Origin of the sequence: Archangium violaceum (assembly GCF_016887565.1) — a bacterium.
Taxonomy (GTDB): Bacteria; Myxococcota; Myxococcia; order Myxococcales; family Myxococcaceae; genus Archangium; species Archangium violaceum_B.
On the sequence record NZ_CP069396.1, the window covers coordinates 5,987,501 to 6,010,590 of the forward strand.

A 23,090-nucleotide genomic window follows, 5' to 3' on the forward strand; every position below is an offset into this window, starting at 1 on the left:
CTCCGGTGGCCCGCCAGTTCCTTCAGTGTCCTCCCGTGTTCGAGTTCCAGAGCGGGGTGATGCCGTCCTTCGCATAGACGACGAGGTTGCCATCGTTCTGGATGGCCAGATAGGCGCCCTGATTCCCGTAGGTGTTGCTCGACCAGAGGGAGCTGCCGACAACCGGGGTGGTCGTCGTATAGAGGACGAAGTTGCCATCGGTCTGCATCCAGGCCGATTTCCCCTGCGAGCCCCCGGTCACCGTCGACCACAAGGGACCGTGGCCGTTCCAGTAATAGACCAGGTTCCCATCGGTCTGCATGGCAAGCAAGAACCGGCCATCGCTCGACGAGATGCTCTGCCCGGCGGCGAGACCCTGCCCCGGCAGGAGAGCGACGGGATAGTACGACCTGACGCCGACGGCATCCGTCGGGGTCAGCTTGAGATCGCCGTAGAGGTTCGTGCCATTGCACTGCGGATAGTGCATCACCGAGGCCGAATCATAGGCAGTCAGCGCCCGCCAGTAGGAGTCCGACTCAGTGCACGCGCCGGCCGCCTCGGGCCGGACGTGCTCGTGGCGGAAGCCGAGCACGTGTCCAAGCTCGTGCCGCATGACGCCGGCCAGCGTCCAGGGGCTGATGTTTCCAAAGGAGCTGGAGTCGATCAGGATCTCACTGGCGTTACGTGGATCACCCGGAAAGAAAGCGCGGGCCAGGTAGGTCTGGCCGGTCACCATACGCACGTTGAAGACAACGTTGGTGGTGTTGGTGCAGTTGGAGTCCAGCGACGAGGAGTGGACGAACTTGATGTTCGCGCCGGTCGCCTTCCAGTCGGCGGCAGCGGTGTTCATCGCGCTCACCACGCTGGAGTAGTAACCGCCGAAACTGGACGAGCTGATGCAATAGGTGAGGTTGAGTGCCGCGGGAATGCTCCACCTGTAGGCCCACCCGGGGAGGTAGAGGGCGGCGAGGGGCTGCCGGGTGTTGCCCAGGCCCTCCTGCTCGGTCGCGGAGATCATCTGGTCATAGAACTCGCGCAGGCGGGCCTCGTTCAGGACGGGCTCGTCACCGTTGATGATGAATATTCCCGTGTCAGGCTCCTGATAGGCTTGCGCGCGGAATTCTTCCCAGGTCGGCGGCTGCCGTTGCTGCTGCGATTGTTGCTGAGCTTCACCCCCGCACGCCGCGAGGCTGAACATCGATACGAAAGCAGCATGAAAAGCCAGATTGCGAATATGGATTCGCATGGGTCTTCCTTTCTGCATGTGAACAGCGTGAGCACTTCGAGTGGGATGAGATGTCGTCGCACAGAAGATGATGGAAAACAAGTATTTCCAGAGTAAGTCGAAATATCCATGAATCGCGTGGCTCCGCCCGCGTCCGTTCGTGGCGGAGGAATCAGGCGGCAGTGGACGTTTCATCCGGTACGCGATGCGGCCGGACATGACACGGTGAGCGCACCGGGCAAGAACTCCTCCCTCTTTCGGGTGAGCCGTTTCATGCGCTTTCGGGTGTTTTCCATCAAGTCCAGGCGCTCTAGTCTGTTTGACTACGCCTTATGGGATTCGCGCCCTGCGTCGCGACACGCCGTCAATCTTTCACTTCGTCGCGCTGGAGAACGTCTCTTGAACTGGAAATTATGTATTGGCCTGCTGCTCGGTCTCGCCATCGGCTTTGGTTGCCGCTGGCTGGGCATTCCGGTCCCCGCACCGCCCATGCTGGTTGGCGCTTCACTCGTTGTCGCCATGACGAGCGGCTACCTGCTGGCCGACAATTTCATCGCGACGCACCCCGCGCATCATCGCCACAACTGCGGCGGGCCCAGCGGTGATACCAAGGAGACGCGCACATGATGCAGCTCATGGTCGGTCCTGCCCTGGCGTTGGCCATCGGTGCCGGCTGCCGCCTGCTCGACATTCCCTTGCCCGCCCCGCCGAAACTGCAAGGCTCGCTGCTGGTGCTGGCAATGACCGTCGGCTATCTGCTCGGCGATCATCTCCTGGGCTAAGGAGGAGGGAGGGTCCCGGCAGCCCAGCCGTCTCCGGGGCCCTCATCCGCCGAGGGCCCATCGAGACGCCCTCGCGCCCGTCCCCCTCGGCTTGCGAGCGCCGCGTACCCCCCACCACCTTCGCAGGAGGGGCGTCGTCCCGGAGTCGAAGGAGGCAACCATGTGGGCTCGCGCGTCGAACATCGTCCTGGGCATCTGGCTCGTCTTCGCTCCCCTCGTCCTCGGGTATGATGTGCCGGCGGCCCGGTCCAACGACATCATCGTGGGCCTCTTCCTGGCCACGTTCGCCCTCGTCGGTGCCACCATTGGCAAGATGCGCTTCCTCTGGGTGCTCGCCATCTGGCTCATCGTGGCGCCCTTCGCCCTCGGGTACGGGAACGAGCTCGCCCCTGTCCTCAATGACGTCCTCGTGGGCATCGCCGTGCTCGGCCTGTCACTCGTGCCCCTGCACCGGCGCGAGCGGGTGACCGCGCTCCAGCGGGAACCCGCGCACACCGAGGAGAACTGGGGACGGCTGGGCGTGTCGCGGCGGACTCCTACGGAGGCGTAGCAAGCTCCAGGTGGCGGCTAGTGGTTGGGGTAGCGTCGTCCCGGGGGCCGGACGACTGGGCCAGCTCTCTGGCACGCCAGAGCAACTCGCGCACCTCCTCGTCGCTGGTCTGCGAGAAGTCGCGGTACCACAGACCCACCGCACGGAAGGGCTTGGGTGTCTCCAGGCACACCACCTCGTCCGCCTCGTGCTCGAACGCCTGGCAGGCCTCGGCGGAGGCCACTGGCACCGCCACCACGATGCGCGCCGGGCCGCTCTGCTTCAGCGCCCTCACCGCCGCCCGCATGGTGGAGCCGGTGGCCAGCCCGTCGTCCACCAGGAGGAGGGTCTGGCCGCGCAGCAGCGACGGCTCCTGTTCCCCGCGGTAGGCCTGCTCCCGGCGCTCCAACTCGCGCTGCTCCTCGCGCGCCACCCGCTGGATGTCCTCCCTCGACACGCCGAGCTGGTCCACCACCTCCCGGTTGATGACTCCCACTCCGCCGCTGGCGATGGCCCCCATCGCCAGCTCCTCGTGGCCTGGCACCCCCAGCTTGCGCACCAGGAAGACATCGAGGAGGACGCCCAGCTCCTTGGCGACCTCATAGCCCACCGGCACTCCTCCGCGTGGCAGGGCTAGCACCCGCACGTCCGGGCGGTTGGCGTACTTGCGCAGCTCGCGGGCCAGCTCGCGGCCCGCGGCGTACCTGTCCTCGAATCGATGGATGGCCACTGACATCCTCCCCTGAAAAGGCCACAGGCGTTCTCCTCTAAAGGTAGGCCGCTGGCTACATCAGGGCACCGCCCGAAGGGGGTGACGGGCGTGTGACCGCGAGCGCGGTGGGCGCGAAGACCCCCGGAATCCATCTTGGAAAAACCGGAAATTGAATGATACCCTGTGCCACGCCGTTCCGCTACCCGCCGCCGCCGTGAGGGGATTCATGGCCTACAACAACGTCCAGTTCATCGGATTCTCCATCAACACGTTGCCCGCGCCGGATGCGGATCCAAACAATCCCTTCCATTCGAAGTATCTGGGCAATGTGAACAGCAAGATCGACCTGTCGAAGCGCTGTCAGGTCATGATGGATGCGGTGCGGACGGCCGCGAAGAGCGCGTCCATCGCGGGCGGAAACACCCTCAAGATCTTCGTTGCACCGGAGTTCTTCTTCCGCGGAGAGCAGGGGGCCTATCCCCTCGAGGAAGTGTCGGCGATCCTGCCCAGGCTTCGGCAGTGGACCCACTCAGCGGCCTACAAGGACTGGCTCTTCGTCTTCGGAACGGCACTGGGCTATCTGACGGATGGCCCGACCAAGGAGATTTTCAACATCGCACTGATCCAGCGTGGCGGGACCCAATCGGACGACAAGGACAACGCCAGGCTGGTCATGAAAGAGTATATCTCGCGCGTCGATTTCATCCGCCCCAACGTGAGAACGGGCGCCCCATGTCCAAGCTGCGGCACCTTCGTCCACACGAGTGACTTCACGAATTGGGATGTCAACCGGGCCGACCACCGACTGGCACTGGCGGACAAGCCGAATCAACGCATGACCATTCTCAGGCCGACACGGGGCTCGAGGGATCATCTCGCCAAGGGCACGAACGCTCCCGGGCGCGGAAGGGAAGGCAGTGCTTCCGGTCTGGGCGGTGGAGGCCATTTCACCATGGCGGGCATCCGCTTCGGCCTGGAAGTCTGCTTGGATCACTTCAAGGCGCGGCTCAGGGATTCGCCGCCCGCGAGGGGTGAGGACTACCCGCAGATCCACTTGATTCCATCCGCGGGGATTCAGATCGCACAGGCGTCGGTTGCCTGCGGAAGCCAGGGCATCATCTTCAACGTGGACGGAGGCGGGCACGTGCACCTCGCGCAGAACGCGGGGACCTACGATGCCCCCCACGTCAACAACTGGGCCTGGTACTTTCCGCCAAACACCGTGGGCTGGGCCGACGTGGGGCTGGTCAAGGCCAGGAAGGACGGGGCTGAGTACTTCGTCGGCGGTGGGGGCCTGGTCTTCATCTCCCATGGGGTAGCCATTCCAGCGGCTGTCCCCGCGCCTCCCTGAGGGCCAGCGCCAGTTACTGGGGCGGCTCCTGACGCTCGAGAACGGGCGCTTTCGCGAGCCGGCCTTCACGGCGCCTTCAGCTTGAGCGCGGCCACGCCGTTGGCGGGAGGGGCATCATCCTCGATGACCAGGAAGTCCACCTGGTCCGGGTGCCGCTCGAGGAAGTCGCGGCACCCCCTGTTGACCTCACCGGTGTGGGGGAAGCCCTGGAAGGCCGCTCCGGCATCGTCCAGGAGGATCAACGCTCCGGGGGCCAGCACCTGGAACCAATACTCGGACAGCCACATCTGCGTCTGTTCGAAGGTGTGGGGGTCGGTGTCCACGAACAGCACGTCCACCTTCTTGTTCTTGTCCCAGACGCGGTAGCCGTCCTCGCCCGTGTACTGATGGAACTCCCAGAACGGGTGGTACTTGACGTCCACGCGGCCTCGGAACATGGCGGGATCGTAGCTGTAGACCCGTCCTCCCGTGAGGCTCGCCGCCCGGACGAGGGCGTTGGTCGAGTTGCACATGCGCGTGCCCAGCTCCACGATGGTTTTCGCCCCCACGGCCACGCAGTAGTCGAAGAGGATCTCCGGGGACTCGAGCGACGTGACGATCTCATCGCGCACGGCCTTGATCCTCGGATCCTCGAGGTTCCTGGCCACGCGCGCGTCGAGCGCCTCCAGGCCCTGCGAGCCCTTCCAGATGGTCCTCCGACGCTGGGAGGCGGGCTTGTTCGACAGACCGAAGAGGAAGCGGATGAGGTGGCTGCCGGCGCGGGTCGACAGGTAGTCGCGCACCTCGATTCCGCCGACGCGGGTGCCGACGGGGATCTTCTCCGCGATGTAGATCATCAGCCGCTGCTTCGCCGTCAATTCAGGTTGGGTCATTGCTGGAGCCTTGGAAGGTGAGGCGAGGATGTCTCGGACTTTCGACGATAGAGATTGAAGTAGTTACCATGATGGGGCGGAGCGATTGAAGGGGCACGGGCCTTTGGCTGCCCTCTGGACCTTTGAAACAGAGTTGCAACTCCGTCTTCGCCCGGTGAGGTATGCGACCCCATGGCGCGGTGATGCTGAATATTTGCAGCTGTACAGGCGGGCCTTCATGGCCGGCTTCGTCGAGGACCGGGTGTGCGGCCGGGTCGTTCCGAAGCAGCTTTCACGGATGATGGCTCCACCCCCGAGGTGACCGCTGCGTGCGCCAGCGATGCGACGGCGGCGGAAAACAAGTCCCTTACGTTGAGCCCACCTGCTCGAATGACGCCCACCTCTGGAGGTCGTGCCCCAGAGGTTTGAACACTGGCGTGAAGACAGTCATGTACGAGAGCCGGCCGGTTGGAGCCGGCAAGACGTGAACCAGGAGAGAGTGTGATGCGTCGTCGTGAGTTTCTTTTCGCCCTCCCGGTAGCGGCCCTGTTGGGCCGTCAGGCATTGGCCGCCGCGCTGGAACCGATTCGGAAGAAGGGCGTCATGCTCACACGCCCTGGCGCGGCCATGACGAAGTCCGTGGTTGGGAACACACCCGGGAGCTCAGCATCTACGTGATCCGCGCCGACGGCGCGGGCTTCCGTCGCGTCGCATCGAAGCCGGGGTATTGTCTGGGCTCACCGAAATGGTCATCCGACGGTCGCCGGATCGTCTTCTACGAAATCACCACGGAAGGCACGTGGGGCGCGCATCGCCCCGAATGGATCGGCCGGGTTGAGTCGCAGATCGTCTCGATTGACGTTGCCACGGGCGAACGGGTCGAACACACGACGGGCCCCGGCCTCAAACTGTTCCCTCAGTTCCTGAGCACGCAAGAGATTGGCTGTCTCATCAAGGGCGGCCCGGAGGAGGGGCTCGCCTACACGTCTGGCAGACCCGCCGTCAAACGTGCGTTGCGGTCGCCCAACTGGTCGCCGGACGGCAAGAGGGTCATCTACGAGAAGGTGGGGTTCCAAGCGCGCCCGCAGAACAAATCGCTCTACAGCTGGGACAAGGACTGGGAATACCGCCACACCGACGTGTTCCCTGGTTCCAGGAGCGCCTTCACGGCAAGGCGACGCTGATGCGCGTGCGCCGGGACGGCACGAGCTGGGAGCCGCTCACCGACGGCACGGTGCATTCGGGTTTTCCGAGCTACTCGGCCGACGGCAAGCAGATCGTGTTCCGCGTCTGGGGCGAGGAGCAGAAGGGCCTGCGTATCCTCAATCTGGAGGACCGCGGCATCCGGGTGCTGACCAACGAGTACGACAACCTGCCTGGCTGGTCGCGCGAGGCTGAGCATGGGGCTCCCATGGCGCCGCGAACACCGCCGCCTACGAGCGCGCGTTCGCCAGGCTCAAGCTGCTAGAGAGCTATGTTGGACAGGCGCTCGGCCATATCGACCGCTATCTGCTCACGCCAACCGTACTCCAGGAAGAACTGCCATGCTGAAGATTCTGGGTCGCGTCTCGTCCATCAACGTGCGCAAGGTGCTTTGGTGCTGCGAAGAGCTGGGCCTGGGCTATGAACGGGAGGATTGGGGCGCCGGCTTTCGCTCCACTCAAGAGCCGGAGTTCCTGACCCTCAACCCCAATGCCCAGGTTCCAGTGCTGGTGGACGACGGTTTCGTGCTCTGGGAATCCAACAGCATCCTTCGCTACCTGGCCAATGCTCACGGCGGTGAGTGGCTCTATCCGGCGGACCCTCAACGCCGTGCACGCATCGACCAATGGATGGACTGGCAAGCGACGGACTTCAACGGGGCTTGGAGCTACGTTTTTCCCGCGCTCATGCGCAACACGCCGCCCAATCCCGACCCGCAGCGCCTGGCTGCGGGTATCGACGCCTGGGGCCGCTGCATTGCCACCCTGGACCGCCGCCTGGAAGAGACCGGCGCCTATGTGGCGGGCCAGGACTTCTCCCTGGCGGACATACCCATGGCTCTTTCGGTGCACCGCTGGCGCGAGACGCCGGTGCCTCATGGGCCGACGCCAGTGCTGGATGGGTACTTCGAGCGGTTGGCGGTCAGGGCTGGGTTTCGCCTTTATTGCTCCAGCAATACGCCCTGAGCGACCGGGCTCGAAGCCAGGGGGGTCGTTCGTGTCGTCCCACCCGCTCACCGCGAAGGGGTCAGTGTTGCTGGCAGCGACAGCAGGGAAGACCCTCACCCTGGCCCTCTCCCAGAGGGAGAGGGGACATCCACGGACCGGCGGACTCTGTCCAAAGACTCCGTGGATACTCCACTCGCAGGGGAATGACGTCGAGGCCCATGTCAGGTTTCCCGGGGTTCCCACGTCCCGGGCAGCAGGCCGGACCGGCCCCCTCTTTCAGACGAGAACTTCATGACGCTTCGCACCGAACGCATCTTCCTTCCCACCTCCTGCGCGCCCCAATCTCTCTGCTGGAGCGGAGATGCGCTCTTCGATTGGGTCTCCGGCGGTCTCCGCCATCATCTGGACGGAAGCTCCTTCGATCCCTGTGTCCGCTATAGCTACCGCTTCGATGGCGCGGTGATGTCCCAGGACGGCCAGTACGCCGTCATCTACGAGCGGCTTGGCACCAAGGGGCTGCTGCTGCGGCAGGGCAAGGTGGTGCGCGAGCTCAACCGCAGCTTCTACCACGCCGAGGACTACGAGTACCCCGTGGCCCTGTGCACGCTCCCGAGTGGCCGCACGCTCCTGGCGCACTGCCCCGACGAGTACTGCCGCCTGGAGCTCGAGGACGCGGAGAGCGGACAGCGGCTCACCCGGCGCGAGGGCGATTCTCCCGACGTCTTCCACTCCCGGCTCCAGTTCAGCCGCGATGGCCGTTACCTGCTCAGCGCGGGGTGGGTCTGGCATCCCGTGGATGTGATGTATGTCTTCGACGTGGCCCGCGCGCTCGAACGGCCCGCGTCCCTGGACGAAATGCGCGACCTCGAGCTGGGGCCAGGTGACGTGTTCATGGAGTTCTACTCGGCGGCCTTCGGCGAGCGTGACACGCTCGTCTTCCATTGCTCGGGCGACGAGGAGGAGGCGCGGGCGCCCCTCATGTCGTACTCGCTCACCGAGAAGCGCGTCCTGTCCAAGGCTCCGCTGGAGCGGCCCGCGGGGACCATGATGGTGATGGACGGGTACGTGGTGAGCTTCTTCGAGCACCCCCAGCTCATCGAGCTCGCGACGGGCCGCGTCGTGGAGAGCTGGCCCGAGCTCGGCACGGGCACGCAGTCCAGCAGCATCTGCCGTGGGGTTCCGCACCCGCCTCCACTCGCGGTGGATCCCGTGGGGCGCCGCTTCGCCGTGGGGACGGAGAAAGGCATCGAGGTCGTCCGCTTCGTTCCGTAGCCGGCGGGCCCCGCCTGTCACCGGCGCGTGGCGCACGACACCCGCTCGAGGGCACCGCCGAGCGAACGGATTGGATCCGCCGCGGCCGGCAACACCGGTGCGGTCTCGCCCGCGGACCCGAATCCGCCGAGGTAGTCGTCCACGGAGTCCGCCGACGGCGCCCGGGTGACGAGGCCGATGTAGCCGTCCGGGCGCACCAGCACGAGCGCGTCGCCGTCGAGGTCGTAACCCTTACGCGCGTGCCCGTGCGTGTCGACGAGGGACCTCGAGCCGGTGGGCGCTCCCGGTTCGACCACGGTGTGTACGTGCACGCTCGGGCCGTAGCGGGCGGTGATTCGCGACACCGTGTCCGCGTGGGCCGCGCCGAAGGCGAGCAGCGTGAAGTGGGGGCCTCTGAACGTGTCGAACAGGCGGACGGGGTGGCCCGCGGCGTCGTGGCAGGGCGCGTCGGGGGCCCGGTCTCCGGCCCGCACGCGTCCGGGTGCGTCGCGCTCGTCGCGGGCGAGCGGGCCGCCCCGGTAGTTGAGCCCGAGCTGCTGCGTCTCGGGACCCCGCCGGTGCGCGTCCGGGTCTCCCTGGGCGCTCCGCTTGTGCAGCCTCGTGCTGATGCCGAGGACGTCCGCGGCGACCGGCAGCCGTTCCTCTTCGTAGCTGTCCAGCAGGGCAGGGGAGGCTCCCGCAAGCACCTGGCCGAGCTTCCAGCCCAGGTTGTAGGCGTCCTGGATGCCGGTGTTCAGGCCCTGTCCGCCAGCGGGGGAGTGCACGTGCGCCGCATCGCCGGCCAGGAACACCCGGCCCACCCGGTACCGGTCCACCATGCGGATGTTGGTCCGGTACAGCGACATCCAGCTCGGGTCGTGGAGCCGGACATCGGTGCGGCCGGAGCCCTCGTTGAAGATCTTCTGGAAGGACTCCAGTGAGAGCTCGGGCACGTCGTCCGAGCTGAAGGGGGCCGTGAACTGGAAGACGTTCGTGCCGGGCAGCGGGCACAGCCCGACCTTGAGCGTACGCTTCTCGGGGTCCGCCCAGGTGTGCCAGGAGTCGCGGTCCAGCCCTTCGACCTGGAAGTCACCGATCAGCATCCGGTCGGTCTCGTACGTCTCGCCCTCGAAGCCGACCCCGAGGTGCTTGCGCACGAAGCTGCGCCCGCCGTCCGCGCCCACCAGGTAGCTGGTACGAATCCGTTCCGTTCCGCCCGGGCGCAGCAGGGTGGCCGTCACTCCCTCCTCGTCCTGCTCGAAGCCGATCAACTCGGTGGCCAGCTCCACGTGGCCGCCCAGGGCGGTGAGCCGCGCGCGCAGGAGCTCCTCCGTTCGCCACTGCGGGAGCATCCAGATGTTGGCGTACGGCACGTCCGGCGTCGGCTCGCGCGGCTCGTCCATGCGGCCTTCCCACACCACCGTCCTACCGGCGTAGGTGCGAAGGGACGGATACGGCGCACCCGCGGCCAACACCGCGTCGATCACCCCCAGGTCATCGAGCACCTCCAGGCTCCGGGGTTGCAGACCCTTGCCCCGCGAGCCGGTGAAGTACTCCGGCGCCTTCTCGACGATCCGGCAGGCCACGCCTCTCCGGGCCAGGTCGCAGGCCAGGGTGAGCCCGGTAGGCCCGGCTCCCACGATGAGGACCGCCACGTCCACGTGCTGGTTCATCTGTCTCCTCCGTCCCTTAACGGCGTTAAATTTAACGTTGTTAAGGTGCCCTGAACGGCGTTAAGGAGTCAAGCTCCACGCGCACTTTGAGGTATCGAGGGGTCATGCGACTGGACCGGGAGCTCGTGGTGCGCACGGCACTGCGGCTGCTCAACGAGGTAGGGCTGGAGGGGCTCACGCTGCGGCGGATCGCGAGCGAGCTGAAGGTGCAGGCGCCCGCGCTCTACTGGCACTTCAAGAACAAGCAGGAGCTGCTCGACGAGATGGCCACCACGATGCTCCGGGATCTGATCGGAGCGATGGGGTCACCCGAGGCGGGCCAATCCTGGGTGGAGTGGATGACCGGGATGGCTCGAGGTCTGCGCCGGATGATGCTCGGCTATCGGGATGGCGCGAAGGTGTTCAGCGGCACGCGTCTCACCGACAGTTCATTGTACGCCTCGTTGGACTTCACGCTCCGGAAGCTCGTCGACGCCGGATTCCCGCTCCGCGACGCGGTGAGCGGTTACGCCACGGTCTACAGCTACACGATCGGCTTCACCATCGAGGAGCAGGCCGTGCATCCCGCGCCCGGCGAGCGTGATGCGCTGTACGACCAGGCCCGGCGCGCCGAGCGGATCGACGGCCAGCAGCACCCGCTCGCACTGGCCGCGGGCGAGGAGCTGTTCACGGGGTTCGACGACCGCTTCGAGCGCGGCTTGCGGCTGATTCTCGCCGGGCTCGAGCAGTCACTCCCGCGGAAGCGGTGAGCGCCGATTCAGATGCGGTGCACTCCCCTCATTCTACTTGACATACCTGGCAGGGAGGGTTGCTGCAGACGCACTGGGTGCCATTGCAATATTGATTGCCGCAGCACAGATAGCTGCCTACGCACGAGCCGGAACCATCGCACTGATCGTAACCAGTGCAGCCGCTGCCATCGTTACAAAATGTTCCGGAAGGCTGGGACGGGTACTCGCAGTTTCCCGTGGTCAGGTTGCAGGTACCGGTGGACTGTTGACACTGGTCCGGGGTGTTGCAGACCTTGGGAGTTCCCCCACATCCACCGGAGCCGTTGCACCTGTCGTCGACGGTGCAGGGATTGCCGTCGTTGCAGGTCGTCGTCGATGGTAGGAAGGCGTACTCGCACGCGCCTGTCAATCCGCTGCAGGTTCCTGTGCTCGCATAGCACTGGCCCGGCGGTGTGTTGCACGTTCTGGGCGAGCCAGCAGCGCACTTCCCGCTGCCATCACACTTGTCATTGATCGTGCAGGCATTGCCGTCGTCGCAGTTCGCTGTCGTTGGCAGAGGCGTGTACTGGCACGTGCCGCTGGAGCAGGTGCCAGTGGCCGCGAAGCACTGGCCGGGCGAGCTGTTGCAGGCGGAGACGTTGCAGCAGACGCCATCCACACAGAAGCCGGAGCCGCACATCCGGTTCTCGGTGCAGGCTTTTCCGAGTTCCATCTTGGGAATGCATTCGGTGCCGTTCTCGTAGTGACTATCCAGACAGCCTCCGCACTGTCCGTTCACGCAGGTGCGCCCCTTGGCCGTGCACTCCTCGCAGGCGTTATCGCATGAGAGTCCCTCGTCCGGGGTGCCGTCGCAGTCGTCGTCCTTGCCGTTGCACACCTCGTCCACGGAGGACACGGCCCCTTCACAGGCTCCATAGGTCCCCTCCGTGCCGCAGGGGCGCGTGCCGGGCTGGCACTCACCCGTGTCCGGGCCACAGGGCGCCGACGTGCCGGGCCGACATGCCGTGCCCTGCTCGGGCTGGCAGTGGCCCTCTACGCAGACATAACCCGTCAGGCACGGGTTGTTGGTGTCACAGCGCCGTGCCTCCTCCTGGTTGAAGTCGTCGATTGTCGGCACCAGACAGCCCGTGAGCAGCAATCCCAGCAGGGCCGCCGTCCTCAGGAGCATCCTCATCGCGCCGCCTCCGTTTGGGGCACTTCTTCTCCGCCGGACAGCAACCAGGTGACGACTGCGCCCGTGGCCAACAGCCCGGCCGCGCCGAAGAGGACGTTGGCCACACGCGCGCTGCCCAGGGCCTCGTCACGGCGGGCGGCCAGCGGCTGCTGGTAGCTCGCGTCTCGTGCCTCCTGAATCTGCCCGCGCGAACGCAGCCCGAAGAAGCCGCCCACTCCGCCAGCGATTACGCCAGCTCCCAGCAGCGCCAGGCTGGGCGTGGGCACGGACACGCTCCCCATCCGCACGGAGGAGGGCAGCCACGGCCGTTGCTCTCTGTCCGGCACGAGTTCCACCGAGGGCGTCTCAGGACGGTCCGTCGAGCTGGTTGCCTGCTCCTGGGGATCGGTTTCCGGGAGCTTCAGTTCCTTGCGCACTTCTTTTCGAATGTCTTCGAGATCCTTCTCCACTTTCGGAGAGGCGCGCACCGGTAGCCGAGCTCCCGGGTCCAGCAACAGCGCTGTCTTGAAGGACATGCGCGCCTCCACGCGCCGGCCCATGTCCGCGAGGATGAGTCCCTCGAAGAGCCCGATGCGCACGTCCTCGGCGAGACTTCGCGGAAAGCGCCGGGCCTGGGCGAGCTGCTCCAGGGCCCTTTCGTACTCGAGTGCTTCGTACAGCCGCTCGGCGGCGGTGATGTAGCGTGCCGCTTCGTTCTGCGCAGGAGGCTGTTGGGCTTTTTTCCCGGGCTGGGTGCGTTTTGTCTGGGCCTGGGCCGGGTACAGCGGCGTCAGCACCATGCAGACTCCGAGCGTAGCAGCGGACATGCGACGGCGGGCATCGGTCCTCATCGGAGCCCTACTATAGCCCTCCGCCGCAATTCCTCGATTGATCTACTCCGTGGTCTGTTGGCGCCCATCCATTCCCGGGCGTTGGCCCCTCAAATCCGGTGCACGGACATCATGTTGGTGCGTCCCGGCTCGTTGAGCGGCACGCCGGCGACGATGACCACGGGCGTGCCCGGCTGGCAGAGGGCCTCCTCCTTGCACAGCCGGCGCACCTGCCGGAGCATCGCGTCCGTCGACTGGCAGCGCCCCACCTGCAGCGGCTTCACGCCCCAGTACAGCGCCATGCGGTTCACCGTGTCCGGGTTCGGCGTCAGCGCGATGATCCGCGCCTTCGGCCGGAACTCGGAGATGAGCCGCGCCGTCAGGCCCCGCTCCGTGTACGCCACGATGGTGCCGATGTTCATCTGCTCGGCCGCCGCCGCCGCCGCCGCCGCCACGCCCGTGGAGATGTCGTCTCCCGAGTTCGGGAAGGGGGCGGGGCGGAACTCGCTGCGTATCGCCCCCGACTCCGTCTCCTCGACGATGCGCGCCATCGTCGCCACCGCCTCAAGCGGGTACTTCCCCGCCGCCGTCTCCCCCGAGAGCATCACCGCGTCCGCTCCGTCCAGGATGGCGTTGGCCACGTCCGACACCTCGGCGCGCGTGGGCCGGGCGTTGTTCACCATGCTCTCCAGCATCTCCGTGGCGACGATGACCAGGCCTCCCATGCTGTTCACCGTGCGCACCATGTGCTTCTGGATGGCCGGCAGCTTCTCCAGCGGCATCTCCACGCCCAGGTCTCCTCGCGCGACCATGATGCCGTCCGACTCGCGCGCGATCGCCTCCAGGTTCGACACCGCCTGCGGCTTCTCGATCTTCGCGATGAGCGGCGTGCCGCGCTTGGACACCAGCTGGCGCGCCCTCCGGATGTCCTCCGCCGTGCGCACGAAGGAGAGCGCCACGTAGTCCACCCCCACCTCCTGGCCGAAGGCCAGGTCCTCCTCGTCCTTCTCCGTGACGGTGGGCACCGACACGTGCGCTCCCGGCAGGTTGAGGCCCTTGTGGTCCTTCAACACGCCTCCCAGCTCCACCAGGCAGGTGACGTCCTTGCCCTGCACCTTCTTCACCTTCAGCCGCACCCGCCCGTCATCCAGCAGGATGGGGTGGTCCGGTTCCACGTCCTTGGGCAGGGAGCGGATGGGGGTGGGGATGACGTTCCCGTGGCCCAGCACGTCGCGCGTGGTGACGATCACCGTCTGGCCCGTCTTCACCTCCAGGCACCCGTTCTCGAACTTGCCCAGGCGGATCTTCGGTCCCTGGATGTCCTGGAGGATCGCCACGGGCACCCCCAGCTTGCGCGAGGCCCGGCGGATGAGGTTCACCCTCCGGCGGTGCTGCTCGTGCGTCCCGTGCGAGAAGTTGAGCCGTGCCACGTTCATGCCGGCACGGATGAGTCCCTCGATGACCTCGGAGGAGTCCGAGGACGGCCCCAGCGTGCAGATGATCTTCGCCTTGCGCATGGAAACCCATCCTAGGCGCACCCCGTCGCCTTGACAGCTTCCGTGCCTCGGGAATACTGCCTCCCCACGCGCGGGCGAGTGAGCGACGGCGTCGGCGCGGCGGTCCTTTTTTGTCTTTTCATGGGGTTCACGCCCCTACGTTGCGAGAAAGCCCGGCTCCCTGGGAGGGGGGGCCGGGCTTTCGCCTGTCCGGGGTTCCCGCTCAGGGTCCCGAGAACGGTCTCGGGATGGTCCCGACCGCGCTCGCCCCATGGGTCTCCAGGGCGATGGGGCAGTAGGTGCGGTGGTCACACGCGATGCAGGTCTTCAGGTCCGGCGCGCGGCGGGGCCTGCCATCCGGCGTGGGAAGCCGCCGCCAGGTGTCGACCCAGGCCTTCGACAGAGGTACTCCCCGCACCTCCAGGGCCACCGCCTTCTCGATGAGGGAGACGGGCAGGTCGAACAGTCCCGCCCCCATCTCCGCCCGCGCCGAGTCCAGTGGGATGACGTACAGCGAGCGGTGCATGCGCAGCTGCTCGCTGAGGCGTGGCACCGGGCGGTCCCAGCGGTGGTTGCGCAGTGCCTCGAGATCCTCGGCGGTGGCGCCTTCGACGGGCTCCCCCAGCCGGGCCCGCTCCGCCAGCCGCGCGAGCACCTCGCGCGAGGGATGGACCTCGGTGAGGAACAGCAGGATGCCGGCGCGCACGGGGCGGGCGCCCTCCTGTCTCGAGCGCAGCCACGCATAGGTCTCCAGCTGCCACTGGTAGACGCGCATCATCTCGTCGGAGGGCTCCGGGCGGTCCGTGCCCTTGTAGTCGACGATGATCTCGAAATCGCCGTCCCGCGGCGGCAGCACCTCCTGGAGCCTGCGCACGAGGACGTTGTCGGTCAGGGCCCGCATGTTCGTGGCCGCCAGCACGTCGATGATGCCGCTGATCTCGAAGAAGTCCGCGCGCCGGGGATGTCCCGTCTCCGGCATGTCCCGCAGGCCGTGCAGGGCGATCTCGGGCCGGTCGATGAGCGGAAAGAGGTGGGGCCCCCAGAGGTTGATGGCCTCGTGGGCGCGCAGGTTGGCGCTTCGGGCCTGGGCCTGGTCCGGCTCGGGGTTGAACTGGTTGGTCGGGGCGATCACGTTCTGGGGCCGCAGCCGGGTGCGATCCACCGTCACCTGCAGCGCGTGGGAGAGCGTGTAGTCCCAGGGAAAGGCGCGGTAGCGCGGGTCCGACGAGGGCTCTCTCCAGGACAGGTACGCATCCTCCATGACGCCGTGGATGAAGCCGCCGAACCACAGCTGCACGGGGGTGGAGGGCGGCAGGCGCCCCCGGTTCTGCAGGCGGTACTGCAGGCCGCAGCGGTGGAACGCGAGCAGATCCCCGGTGAGGCTGTACTTGGGGATCTCCTTGTAGTCCTCGCGGGGCGTGAGCTTCATCATTGCAGCGTCACCGTGAAGGAGGTGCGGGGTCCCAGGCTCTGCTCCTCGTCGCGCCGCGTCCAGGCCGCGACGTTCGAGGTGCCCTTGGCGATCCCTCCCCGATGGGCCACCAGCAGCAGCATCTGCCTGGCCCGGCTCGCCGCGACGAAGTACTTGCGCACCAGGTCGTCGAAGCGCGCATCGCGCTCGGTGCGCCACTCGTCCACGTACCGCGCGAAGGGCCCGAGCTCCCGCGCGAGCAGGTTGGGCTTGTCGGGGTCCCTGTCCGGGTAGCGCAGCGCCGGGTGGGCATGGCCGTCCTTGATCCACGAGCCGATGTCGACGATGACCATGGGGTACTCCAATCCCTTGGCCTGGTGGATCGTCAGCACCGAGAGCCGGTTGGGCGGCAGGGTCTCCAGCAGCTCCTCGTCCAGCTCGAGGTCTCCGGCCGCCAGGGGCACGAGGAAGTTCCAGAGGAACTCGCGGACGCTGCCCGTGACGGGCCCGTTCGTGTCATAGGCGATCTTCGAGCCCCATCTGCCCAGCGACTCGCCCTGCGACAGGCAGCGCTGGATGACCTCCAGGTACGCGAGCCCCTCCAGGTCATCCTGGAAGAAGGGCAGCCAGGTGACGAGGCGGTAGATGACCTCGGACACGAGCAGCGTCCTCGGGCCCTCGGCGCGGGACGAGCGCGCGTCCCGCAGCGACTCGATGTACTGGTGCAGGTGGAGCCCCGGCCGCACATGGGCGGGAGGTGAGGGCGTGAAGGCCCGTGCGTCCTGGCGCCATTGCTCGAAGGTGTCGCGGATGTCTCGGGGGAGCCGCTCGGTCGCGCAGTGCGCCCCCGAGGGATCGAAGGCCTCGAGGAGCAATCCCAGGAGCACGCGCAGCCCGGTCACGTCCGTGAAGTCCCGTCCGCGCGGGTTGAAGAGGGGAGGACCTCCCAGCCGATCGAGCTCGTTGCGCAGGTACCCGATGAAGGTGGGCTCGTTGTCGTTGCCGCGCTCCTGCGCGCTGGCGGCGATGATGGCGATGTCGCTGGCCGAGCCGCGCGCGTGATCGATGGAGACCTCCTCCGCTCCGGGAGTCGGACTCCAGCCCTCGCGCGACAGGACGGAGCGGATGACCCGCGCCACCTCCCGCGCGAGAGGCTCCGCGGTCTTCCCGTCCTTCACCAGCAGGTAGACGGGAACGCCGCTGTCGAGCCGGCCCGGTGGAGGCACCAGCGGCGGCTTGGGGGTGCGGCCTTCCATGTAGCCGGGGTCGTTGGTCACGAACTCCTGGCAGTACTGGATGATCTCCGGCGTGCTGCGCCGGTTCACTACGAGCGGGTGCCGTTGGGGCCTCTGGCCGAAGTGGTGCTCGAAGCGCTCGACGAAGTCGCGGAAGAGGCCGACGGTCGCGCCCCGGAAGCGGTAGAGGGCCTGGTCGTCATCCCCCACCACCACGAGGGCGCCTCCGTTGAGGCGCGCATACGCGGCGAGCCCGAAGTAGATGCGCTCCTGCAGGTGATCCGTGTCCTGGTATTCGTCCACCAGGATGAGCCGCAGCGTCCTGGCGAACTCCTTCAGGGCGCCTTTCTCCAGGCGCTCGAGGAAGAGGGAGGACAGCCGCGTGTAGTCCGCGATGCGCAGGGACTCCATCGCGCGCTCGAAGTCCTCGAGGGCCTCGAAGGCGACCCTCGCTCCGGGGTGCAGGTCGGGCTGCTCCAGGTACCTGCGCGTGTCCACCCCCGAGGTGATGCAGAAGAAGCGCAGTTCATAAAGGAGCCGGGCCTTCTCCGCGGAGCCCAGTCCCACGGGCCAGCGCCGCCCGCGCAGCCGTCTCAGGTAGTCGGTGAGCGGGTCGTCGTTGTGCCGCCCACGCGCGAAGAGGCCCTCCTTGAGCAACAGACCGCGGGCGACGAAGGGCTCGATGGGGATCGGCGGAGGATCCCTCGGCGTCTTGTACTCGCGCAGCACGCCCTGCACGAGGCTGTCCAGCGTCCCCGTGCGCACCAGGTTGAGATCGATCAGACGCAGCCGCTCGAAGGCGTTCTCCGGGAGATGATCTCGCAGGGCCCTCACCAGCTGCTGCCCGCGCGAGAGGATGCGCGACTGCAGCTCCCTGGCGGCTTTCTTGGTGAAGGTCGTCGCGACGATGGTCTCGGGCGGAACCGCCTCCACGTACACCGCATGGAGGCATTTCAACGTGAGCGCCGTCGTCTTGCCCGTCCCCGCCCCGGCGGTGATCTGCATCGGAGTGCCGGAGCCGGGCTGGACGATGGGCCTCAGCTCCGAGGGATCGATCCCCATGACTCCGGAGACCATCTGCCAGAAGAGATCGGCTGGGATCCGCGCGGGCCCGCTCTCAGAGGTCATCACGAGCACACCACCTTAGCCGTGGGGCTCGGGACCGTCAATCCAGGCCAGGGGGCCGGTTACAGGCTGATCTCGTCCGTCTTCTCGGGCGCCAGCTTCGGCGCGAGACCCGGAGGCGGCATGCCGTGGTGCGGATCCAGGGGCATGGGCACCACCTGATCGCCCTCATCGCCGCTGCCGCCCACGCCCGGACCGCCCTCACGCAGCGAGTCGATCTCGTCGCGGGTGATGCCAGCCTCGTCCAGCACCTTGCGCGTCACCATGATGCGCGCCTGTCCATCCAGCGCCATGGCGATGGAGTCCGAGGGCCGCGCGTCCAGGGCCATCCTGCGCTTGCCCTGCGTGAGGAAGACGCGGCCCGTGTAGATGTCGTCGCGCAGATCGTCGATGCGCACCTCGACGACCTTGCCGCCCAGCTCCGTCACCACCGAGCCCAGCAGATCCTGCGCGAGCGGTTGGGGCGGCCGCAGGTGCGCGAGCCGGAAGGCGATGGCCACGGCCGCCGACTCATCCACGAAGATGGGGAGCACCATCTCCCCATCCGACGTGGAGAGCACCACGGCATGTGTCTGCGCCTCGACGAGGGGAATCACGTCGCGCACCTGAAGCTCGATCAGCTCCTTGCAGGCGGCGGGGTTTCCACCCTTCTTCGGGACACAGACGCCCTCGTCTTCCGCGGCCACGGCCTTGGGCGAGGAGTGTGCACCGGAGGCCGGGAGGAAGATGCCTCCCAGGGCAAGCAGCGCGGCGGACAACGGACCAAGGAGGAACGTGGCGGCGATGGACGTTTTCACCCTGCAAACGTGTGCATGTGCGCTGGGGCCGGGAGGGCTCCGCGACGTGCCCGCCTGCTCCCCAGCCTCACGCCATCCGCTCCCCGCTCCGGTCCTCCAGCGGGGGTAGACAAGCGAGCGTCAGCGCTCGTCCTCGTCCTCGTCGTAGTCCTCTTCGTCCTCGACGTCCTCGTCCTCGTCGAAGTCGAGCTCCTCGTCGTCGGACTCCTCGTCCTCGTCGGTCTCCTCGTCCTCGTCGAGCTCGTCCTCGAGATCCTCCGTCTCCAGGGCCAGGGAGACCGCGAACTTCTTGCCCAGCACGGCCACCTGGGTCCTCATCTCGGTGAGCGCCGAGACGAAGTCCTCCTGGACATTGGTGGGTGCCTTGTGACCGCAGTGCGGGCAGACGAGTTTCTCCGTCCCGTCAATGAGATCCTGAGCGTCCAGCTCGAAGGTGCCCTCGCACTTCTGGCAAGTCAGATCGATCGTCATGTGCGTCGCGCGGAATACATAGGGCTCCCGTTGGCTGTCAACGCCCGTGGCGAAGGGGAACCCGGTTTCAGTAGCTTGATGCCCCCATGGACACTCCCAGGACCCTGGTTCATGCGCTGCATGATCACGCCACCCGGAGGCAGTACCGTCCGGCCCTGTGGACACGCAGGGGCCGGACGTACATTCCCACCTCGTGGCACGAGTATGCCCTTCGGGTGAAGCGCTTCGCCCTGGGGTTGCACGCCCTGGGGTTCCGCGGTGGAAGCACGTTGCCCATCCTCTCCTTCAACCGCGAGGAGTGGCTCGTGGCGGACCTGGCCGCCATGGCCCTGGGGGGCCTGCCGGTGGGCGTCTACACCACCAGCAGCGCCGAGCAGGTCCAGTACATCGTCGACCACTGTGAGGCCGAGCACCTCGTGGTGGAGAACGACAAGCACCTGGCCACCGCCCTGGCCGTGCGCGAGCGCGTCCCCCGGCTGCGTCACATCCTCGTCCTGGAGTCCCATGCGGCCTCGCTGCCCGAGGGCGTGCTGCGCTACTCGGACGTGCAGGCGCTCGGCACCGGCGCCGACGAGGCCCCCTACTGGGGGGCCGTCAACGCCCTCCAGCCCGAGGGGCTCGCCACCCTCATCTACACCTCTGGTACCACCGGCAACCCCAAGGCCGTCATGCTCAGCCACCGCAACCTCGTGTGGACGGCCGAGCACCTGATGCGCGCCACCGGCATGCGGGAGGAAGGGGAGGTGCTGCTGTCGTACCTGCCCCTGGCGCACATCGCCGAGCAGATGCTCAGCCTCCACGGGCCGCTGTCCCTGGGCGCCGAGGTGTACTTCGCCCAGTCCATGGAGTCCGTGCCGAACGACCTGCGCGAGGCCCGGCCCACGCTCTTCTTCGGCGTGCCGCGCGTCTGGGAGAAGTTCAAGGGCCGCATCGAGGAGGTCCTCCGCGAGCAGCCCCCCGCCCGCCAGAAGGTGGTGGGGTGGGCCCGCCAGGTGGCCGCCGAGCGCAACGCCCTCGCCCTGCGTCACGAGCGCGTCCCCCTGTACCTGGAGGGCCAGTACCAGCTCGCCCGGCGCACCGTCTTCCAGTCCCTCCTGGGGAAGCTCGGGTTGGATCGCACCCGCTTCTTCTCCACCGGCGCCGCCCCCATCGGCCGTGACGTGCTCGAGTTCTTCACCTCGCTCGACATCGTCCTGCGCGAGGTCTACGGCCAGTCCGAGGTCTGTGGCCCCACCACCCTCAACACCCACGAGGCCACCCGCCTGGGCTCGCTCGGCCGGCCCCTGATGGGCATCGAGGTCCGCATCGCCGGGGACGGGGAGATCCTCGTGCGCGGCGGCGGCGTCTGCATGGGCTACTTCAAGGACCCCGCCGCCTCCGCCGAGCTCCTTCATGACGGCTGGTTGCACTCGGGCGACGTGGGCCAGCTCGACTCCGAGGGGTTCCTCCACATCACCGGCCGCAAGAAGGAGATCCTCGTCACCTCCGGCGGCAAGAAGACCGCTCCCGCTCACATCGAGATGCTGCTCAAGGCCGTGTCTCCCGTGGGCCACGCGCTCGTCGTCGGCGAGCGCCGCAAGTTCCTCGTGGCTCTGCTCACCCTGGAGCCCGAACGCGCCCGGGCGCTCGCCCGACAGCACGGGTGGCCCGAGGACCTCTCTGTCCTCGCCGAGGATGCGCGCTTGCGCCAGCACCTCCAGGCGGCCATCGAGCACGAGGTGAACCCGCGCCTCGCCCGCTTCGAGGGCATCAAGCGCTTCGCCGTGCTCGCCCAGGACTTCTCCATCGAGGGCGGTGAGCTCACCCCCAGCATGAAGATGCGCCGCCAGGTCATCGAGGCCCGGTACAAGGCCCTCATTGAATCCCTGTACGCCGAGGCGGTGTCCCCGGGCGAGGTCCAGGCGGGGTAGGGCACGGGCTGGGCCCTGGGCCCGCCCTGAAACGGCGAGAGGGCCGCGGGTTCCAGGTCCGTAGACCCTCACCCCGGCCCTCTCCCAGAGGGAGAGGGTGCTCGGAATCCCCGGCACCCTCTCGGCCTCGCTCTACTTGCGATCCGTCATCTGCACGTAGTCGCGACGCTTCGAGCCCGTGTACACCTGACGCGGACGCGCGATCTTCTGCTCCGGATCCTTCACCATCTCCTGCCACTGCGCGCACCAACCCACCGTACGCGGAATCGCGAAGAGCACCGGGAACATCTCCACCGGGAAGCCCATCGCCTCGTAGATGAGCCCCGAGTAGAAGTCCACGTTCGGGTACAGCTTGCGCTTCACGAAGTAGTCGTCCTGCAGGGCGATCCGCTCCAGCTCCACCGCGATCTCCAGCAACGGGTTCTTGCCCGTCACGTCGAAGACCTCGTCCGCCACCCGCTTGATGACCTTCGCGCGCGGATCGTACGACTTGTACACGCGGTGTCCGAAGCCCATCAGCTTCTTCTCGCCCTCGCCGCTCTTCACCGCCTTGATGAAGTCCGGCACCTTCGAGATGTGACCGATCTCACGCAGCATGCGCAGCACCGCCTCGTTGGCGCCGCCGTGCAGCGGGCCGTACAGCGCCGCGATGCCCGCCGCCACCGCCGAGTACGGATCCACCTCGGACGAGCCCACCGTGCGCACCGACGTCGTCGAACAGTTCTGCTCGTGGTCCGCGTGCAGGATGAACAGCACGTCCAGCGCCTTCTCCAGCGTCGGGTGCACCTTGTACGACGCCGTGCCGATCTTCCGGATCATCGCCAGGAAGTTGCCCACATAGGACAGATCGTTGTCCGGGTAGACGTACGGCAGGCCCATGCTGTGGCGGTACGAGAAGGCCGCGATCGTCGGCATCTTCGCGATGAGCCGGGTGATCTGGATGCTGCGGCTGCGCTCGTCCTTGATGTTGCGCGCGTCCGGGTAGAAGCCCGAGAGCGCCGCCACCGTCGAGGCCAGCATGGACATCGGGTGCGCGTCGTAGCGGAACCCGTCCATGAAGGACTTGATGTTCTCGTGCACGTACGTGTGGTGCGTCACGAGGTAGCTGAACTCCTCCTGCTGCTTCTGCGTGGGCAGCTCGCCATTGAGCAGCAGGTACGCCACCTCGAGGTACGAGGAGCGCTCCGCGAGCTGCTCGATGGGATATCCCCGGTACTCGAGGATGCCCTTGTCACCATCGATGAAGGTGATGGCGCTCTTGCAGTTGGCCGTGTTCAGGAACGCTGGGTCGTAACCCATCAGACCAAAGTCGTCCTCGGAGACCTTGATCTGCCGGAGGTTGTTCGTCCGAATGCAGCCATTCTCGATCGGGACCTCGTACGTCTTCCCGGTCCGGTTGTCCGTGATCGTCAGCGTGTCCTTTGGCAT

The 23,090-nt window shown here is 66.9% G+C and carries 22 protein-coding genes; 10 read left to right on the forward strand and 12 right to left on the reverse strand.

What is annotated here, in order from left to right:
• Positions 1-22 precede the first annotated feature (22 nt).
• Complete coding sequence (locus tag JRI60_RS24230; protein WP_204228258.1) at positions 23-1,225, reverse strand: M57 family metalloprotease; 1,203 nt, start codon at positions 1,223-1,225, stop codon at positions 23-25.
• A gap of 108 nt (positions 1,226-1,333) precedes the next feature.
• Here JRI60_RS24230 and JRI60_RS24235 point away from each other — a divergent pair, with 108 nt between their 5' ends.
• The 3 genes from JRI60_RS24235 (at position 1,334) to JRI60_RS24245 (ending at position 2,536) form a co-directional block, all read left to right on the forward strand.
• On the forward strand, positions 1,334-1,831 hold the full coding sequence (locus tag JRI60_RS24235) for a DUF1427 family protein (RefSeq protein WP_239470699.1): 498 nt from the start codon (positions 1,334-1,336) through the stop codon (positions 1,829-1,831).
• Positions 1,828-1,986, forward strand: a complete 159-nt coding sequence (locus JRI60_RS24240) for a DUF1427 family protein (protein ID WP_239470700.1) — start codon at positions 1,828-1,830, stop codon at positions 1,984-1,986. Before JRI60_RS24235 ends, JRI60_RS24240 begins: the two co-directional genes overlap by 4 nt.
• Before the next feature lie 160 nt (positions 1,987-2,146).
• Entirely contained in the window at positions 2,147-2,536 is a 390-nt protein-coding gene (locus tag JRI60_RS24245; protein WP_204228259.1) for an SPW repeat domain-containing protein, read from the forward strand.
• Here the strand turns inward: JRI60_RS24245 and JRI60_RS24250 are convergent.
• Positions 2,523-3,245: a phosphoribosyltransferase gene (locus JRI60_RS24250; protein ID WP_239470701.1), complete on the reverse strand. Its 723-nt coding sequence runs from the start codon at positions 3,243-3,245 to the stop codon at positions 2,523-2,525. The two genes, JRI60_RS24245 and JRI60_RS24250, sit on opposite strands and share 14 nt — an antisense overlap.
• A gap of 208 nt (positions 3,246-3,453) precedes the next feature.
• On the opposite strand from JRI60_RS24250, the gene JRI60_RS24255 reads away from it, so the two are divergent.
• The gene (locus JRI60_RS24255) at positions 3,454-4,578 is read left to right on the forward strand and encodes a hypothetical protein (RefSeq protein WP_204228261.1); all 1,125 of its coding nucleotides are present in this window, start codon (positions 3,454-3,456) and stop codon (positions 4,576-4,578) included.
• A gap of 65 nt (positions 4,579-4,643) precedes the next feature.
• Here JRI60_RS24255 and JRI60_RS24260 read toward each other — a convergent pair whose 3' ends face one another.
• Positions 4,644-5,450, reverse strand: a complete 807-nt coding sequence (locus JRI60_RS24260; RefSeq protein WP_204228262.1) for a class I SAM-dependent methyltransferase — start codon at positions 5,448-5,450, stop codon at positions 4,644-4,646.
• A 653-nt stretch (positions 5,451-6,103) separates the two neighbouring features.
• Here JRI60_RS24260 and JRI60_RS24265 point away from each other — a divergent pair.
• From JRI60_RS24265 to JRI60_RS24280, 4 genes are all read left to right on the forward strand, one after another.
• Positions 6,104-6,613, forward strand: a complete 510-nt coding sequence (locus JRI60_RS24265; protein ID WP_204228263.1) for a TolB family protein — start codon at positions 6,104-6,106, stop codon at positions 6,611-6,613.
• On the forward strand, positions 6,613-6,897 hold the full coding sequence (locus JRI60_RS24270) for a TolB family protein (protein WP_204228264.1): 285 nt from the start codon (positions 6,613-6,615) through the stop codon (positions 6,895-6,897). Before JRI60_RS24265 ends, JRI60_RS24270 begins: the two co-directional genes overlap by 1 nt.
• A gap of 76 nt (positions 6,898-6,973) precedes the next feature.
• Entirely contained in the window at positions 6,974-7,597 is a 624-nt protein-coding gene (locus JRI60_RS24275) for a glutathione S-transferase family protein (RefSeq protein ID WP_204228265.1), read from the forward strand.
• Between the two features lie 273 nt (positions 7,598-7,870).
• A complete protein-coding gene (locus tag JRI60_RS24280; protein WP_204228266.1) occupies positions 7,871-8,851 on the forward strand; it encodes a hypothetical protein in 981 nt (326 codons plus the stop codon).
• Between the two features lie 17 nt (positions 8,852-8,868).
• Here JRI60_RS24280 and JRI60_RS24285 read toward each other — a convergent pair whose 3' ends face one another.
• Positions 8,869-10,503 carry an FAD-dependent oxidoreductase gene (locus tag JRI60_RS24285; RefSeq protein WP_204228267.1) on the reverse strand — a complete coding sequence of 545 codons (1,635 nt, stop codon included), beginning with the start codon at positions 10,501-10,503 and terminating at the stop codon, positions 8,869-8,871.
• 104 nt (positions 10,504-10,607) lie between these two features.
• Here JRI60_RS24285 and JRI60_RS24290 point away from each other — a divergent pair, with 104 nt between their 5' ends.
• The gene (locus tag JRI60_RS24290) at positions 10,608-11,252 is read left to right on the forward strand and encodes a TetR/AcrR family transcriptional regulator C-terminal domain-containing protein (protein ID WP_204228268.1); all 645 of its coding nucleotides are present in this window, start codon (positions 10,608-10,610) and stop codon (positions 11,250-11,252) included.
• Positions 11,253-11,280: 28 nt separating this feature from the next.
• Here the strand turns inward: JRI60_RS24290 and JRI60_RS24295 are convergent, their stop codons facing one another.
• From JRI60_RS24295 to JRI60_RS24325, 7 genes are all read right to left on the reverse strand, one after another.
• Positions 11,281-12,408, reverse strand: a complete 1,128-nt coding sequence (locus JRI60_RS24295; RefSeq protein WP_204228269.1) for a hypothetical protein — start codon at positions 12,406-12,408, stop codon at positions 11,281-11,283.
• Positions 12,405-13,214: a hypothetical protein gene (locus JRI60_RS24300; protein ID WP_204228270.1), complete on the reverse strand. Its 810-nt coding sequence runs from the start codon at positions 13,212-13,214 to the stop codon at positions 12,405-12,407. The genes JRI60_RS24295 and JRI60_RS24300 overlap by 4 nt, the downstream gene beginning before the upstream one ends.
• A 113-nt stretch (positions 13,215-13,327) precedes the next feature.
• Positions 13,328-14,734: a pyruvate kinase gene (gene pyk / locus JRI60_RS24305; protein ID WP_204228271.1), complete on the reverse strand. Its 1,407-nt coding sequence runs from the start codon at positions 14,732-14,734 to the stop codon at positions 13,328-13,330.
• Positions 14,735-14,936: 202 nt separating this feature from the next.
• Positions 14,937-16,145 (reverse strand): PD-(D/E)XK nuclease family protein, encoded by a 1,209-nt coding sequence (locus tag JRI60_RS24310; RefSeq protein ID WP_204228272.1) that lies wholly within the window; start codon positions 16,143-16,145, stop codon positions 14,937-14,939.
• A complete protein-coding gene (locus tag JRI60_RS24315; RefSeq protein WP_239470838.1) occupies positions 16,142-18,487 on the reverse strand; it encodes a UvrD-helicase domain-containing protein in 2,346 nt (781 codons plus the stop codon). The genes JRI60_RS24310 and JRI60_RS24315 overlap by 4 nt, the downstream gene beginning before the upstream one ends.
• Positions 18,488-18,546: 59 nt before the next feature.
• Entirely contained in the window at positions 18,547-19,281 is a 735-nt protein-coding gene (locus JRI60_RS24320) for a bifunctional nuclease family protein (RefSeq protein ID WP_204228274.1), read from the reverse strand.
• Positions 19,282-19,401: 120 nt separating this feature from the next.
• Positions 19,402-19,752 carry a hypothetical protein gene (locus tag JRI60_RS24325; RefSeq protein WP_204228275.1) on the reverse strand — a complete coding sequence of 117 codons (351 nt, stop codon included), beginning with the start codon at positions 19,750-19,752 and terminating at the stop codon, positions 19,402-19,404.
• A gap of 86 nt (positions 19,753-19,838) precedes the next feature.
• On the opposite strand from JRI60_RS24325, the gene JRI60_RS24330 reads away from it, so the two are divergent.
• Entirely contained in the window at positions 19,839-21,662 is a 1,824-nt protein-coding gene (locus JRI60_RS24330; protein WP_204228276.1) for an AMP-dependent synthetase/ligase, read from the forward strand.
• Between the two features lie 132 nt (positions 21,663-21,794).
• Here JRI60_RS24330 and JRI60_RS24335 read toward each other — a convergent pair whose 3' ends face one another.
• On the reverse strand, positions 21,795-23,090 hold the full coding sequence (locus tag JRI60_RS24335; RefSeq protein WP_204228277.1) for a citrate synthase: 1,296 nt from the start codon (positions 23,088-23,090) through the stop codon (positions 21,795-21,797).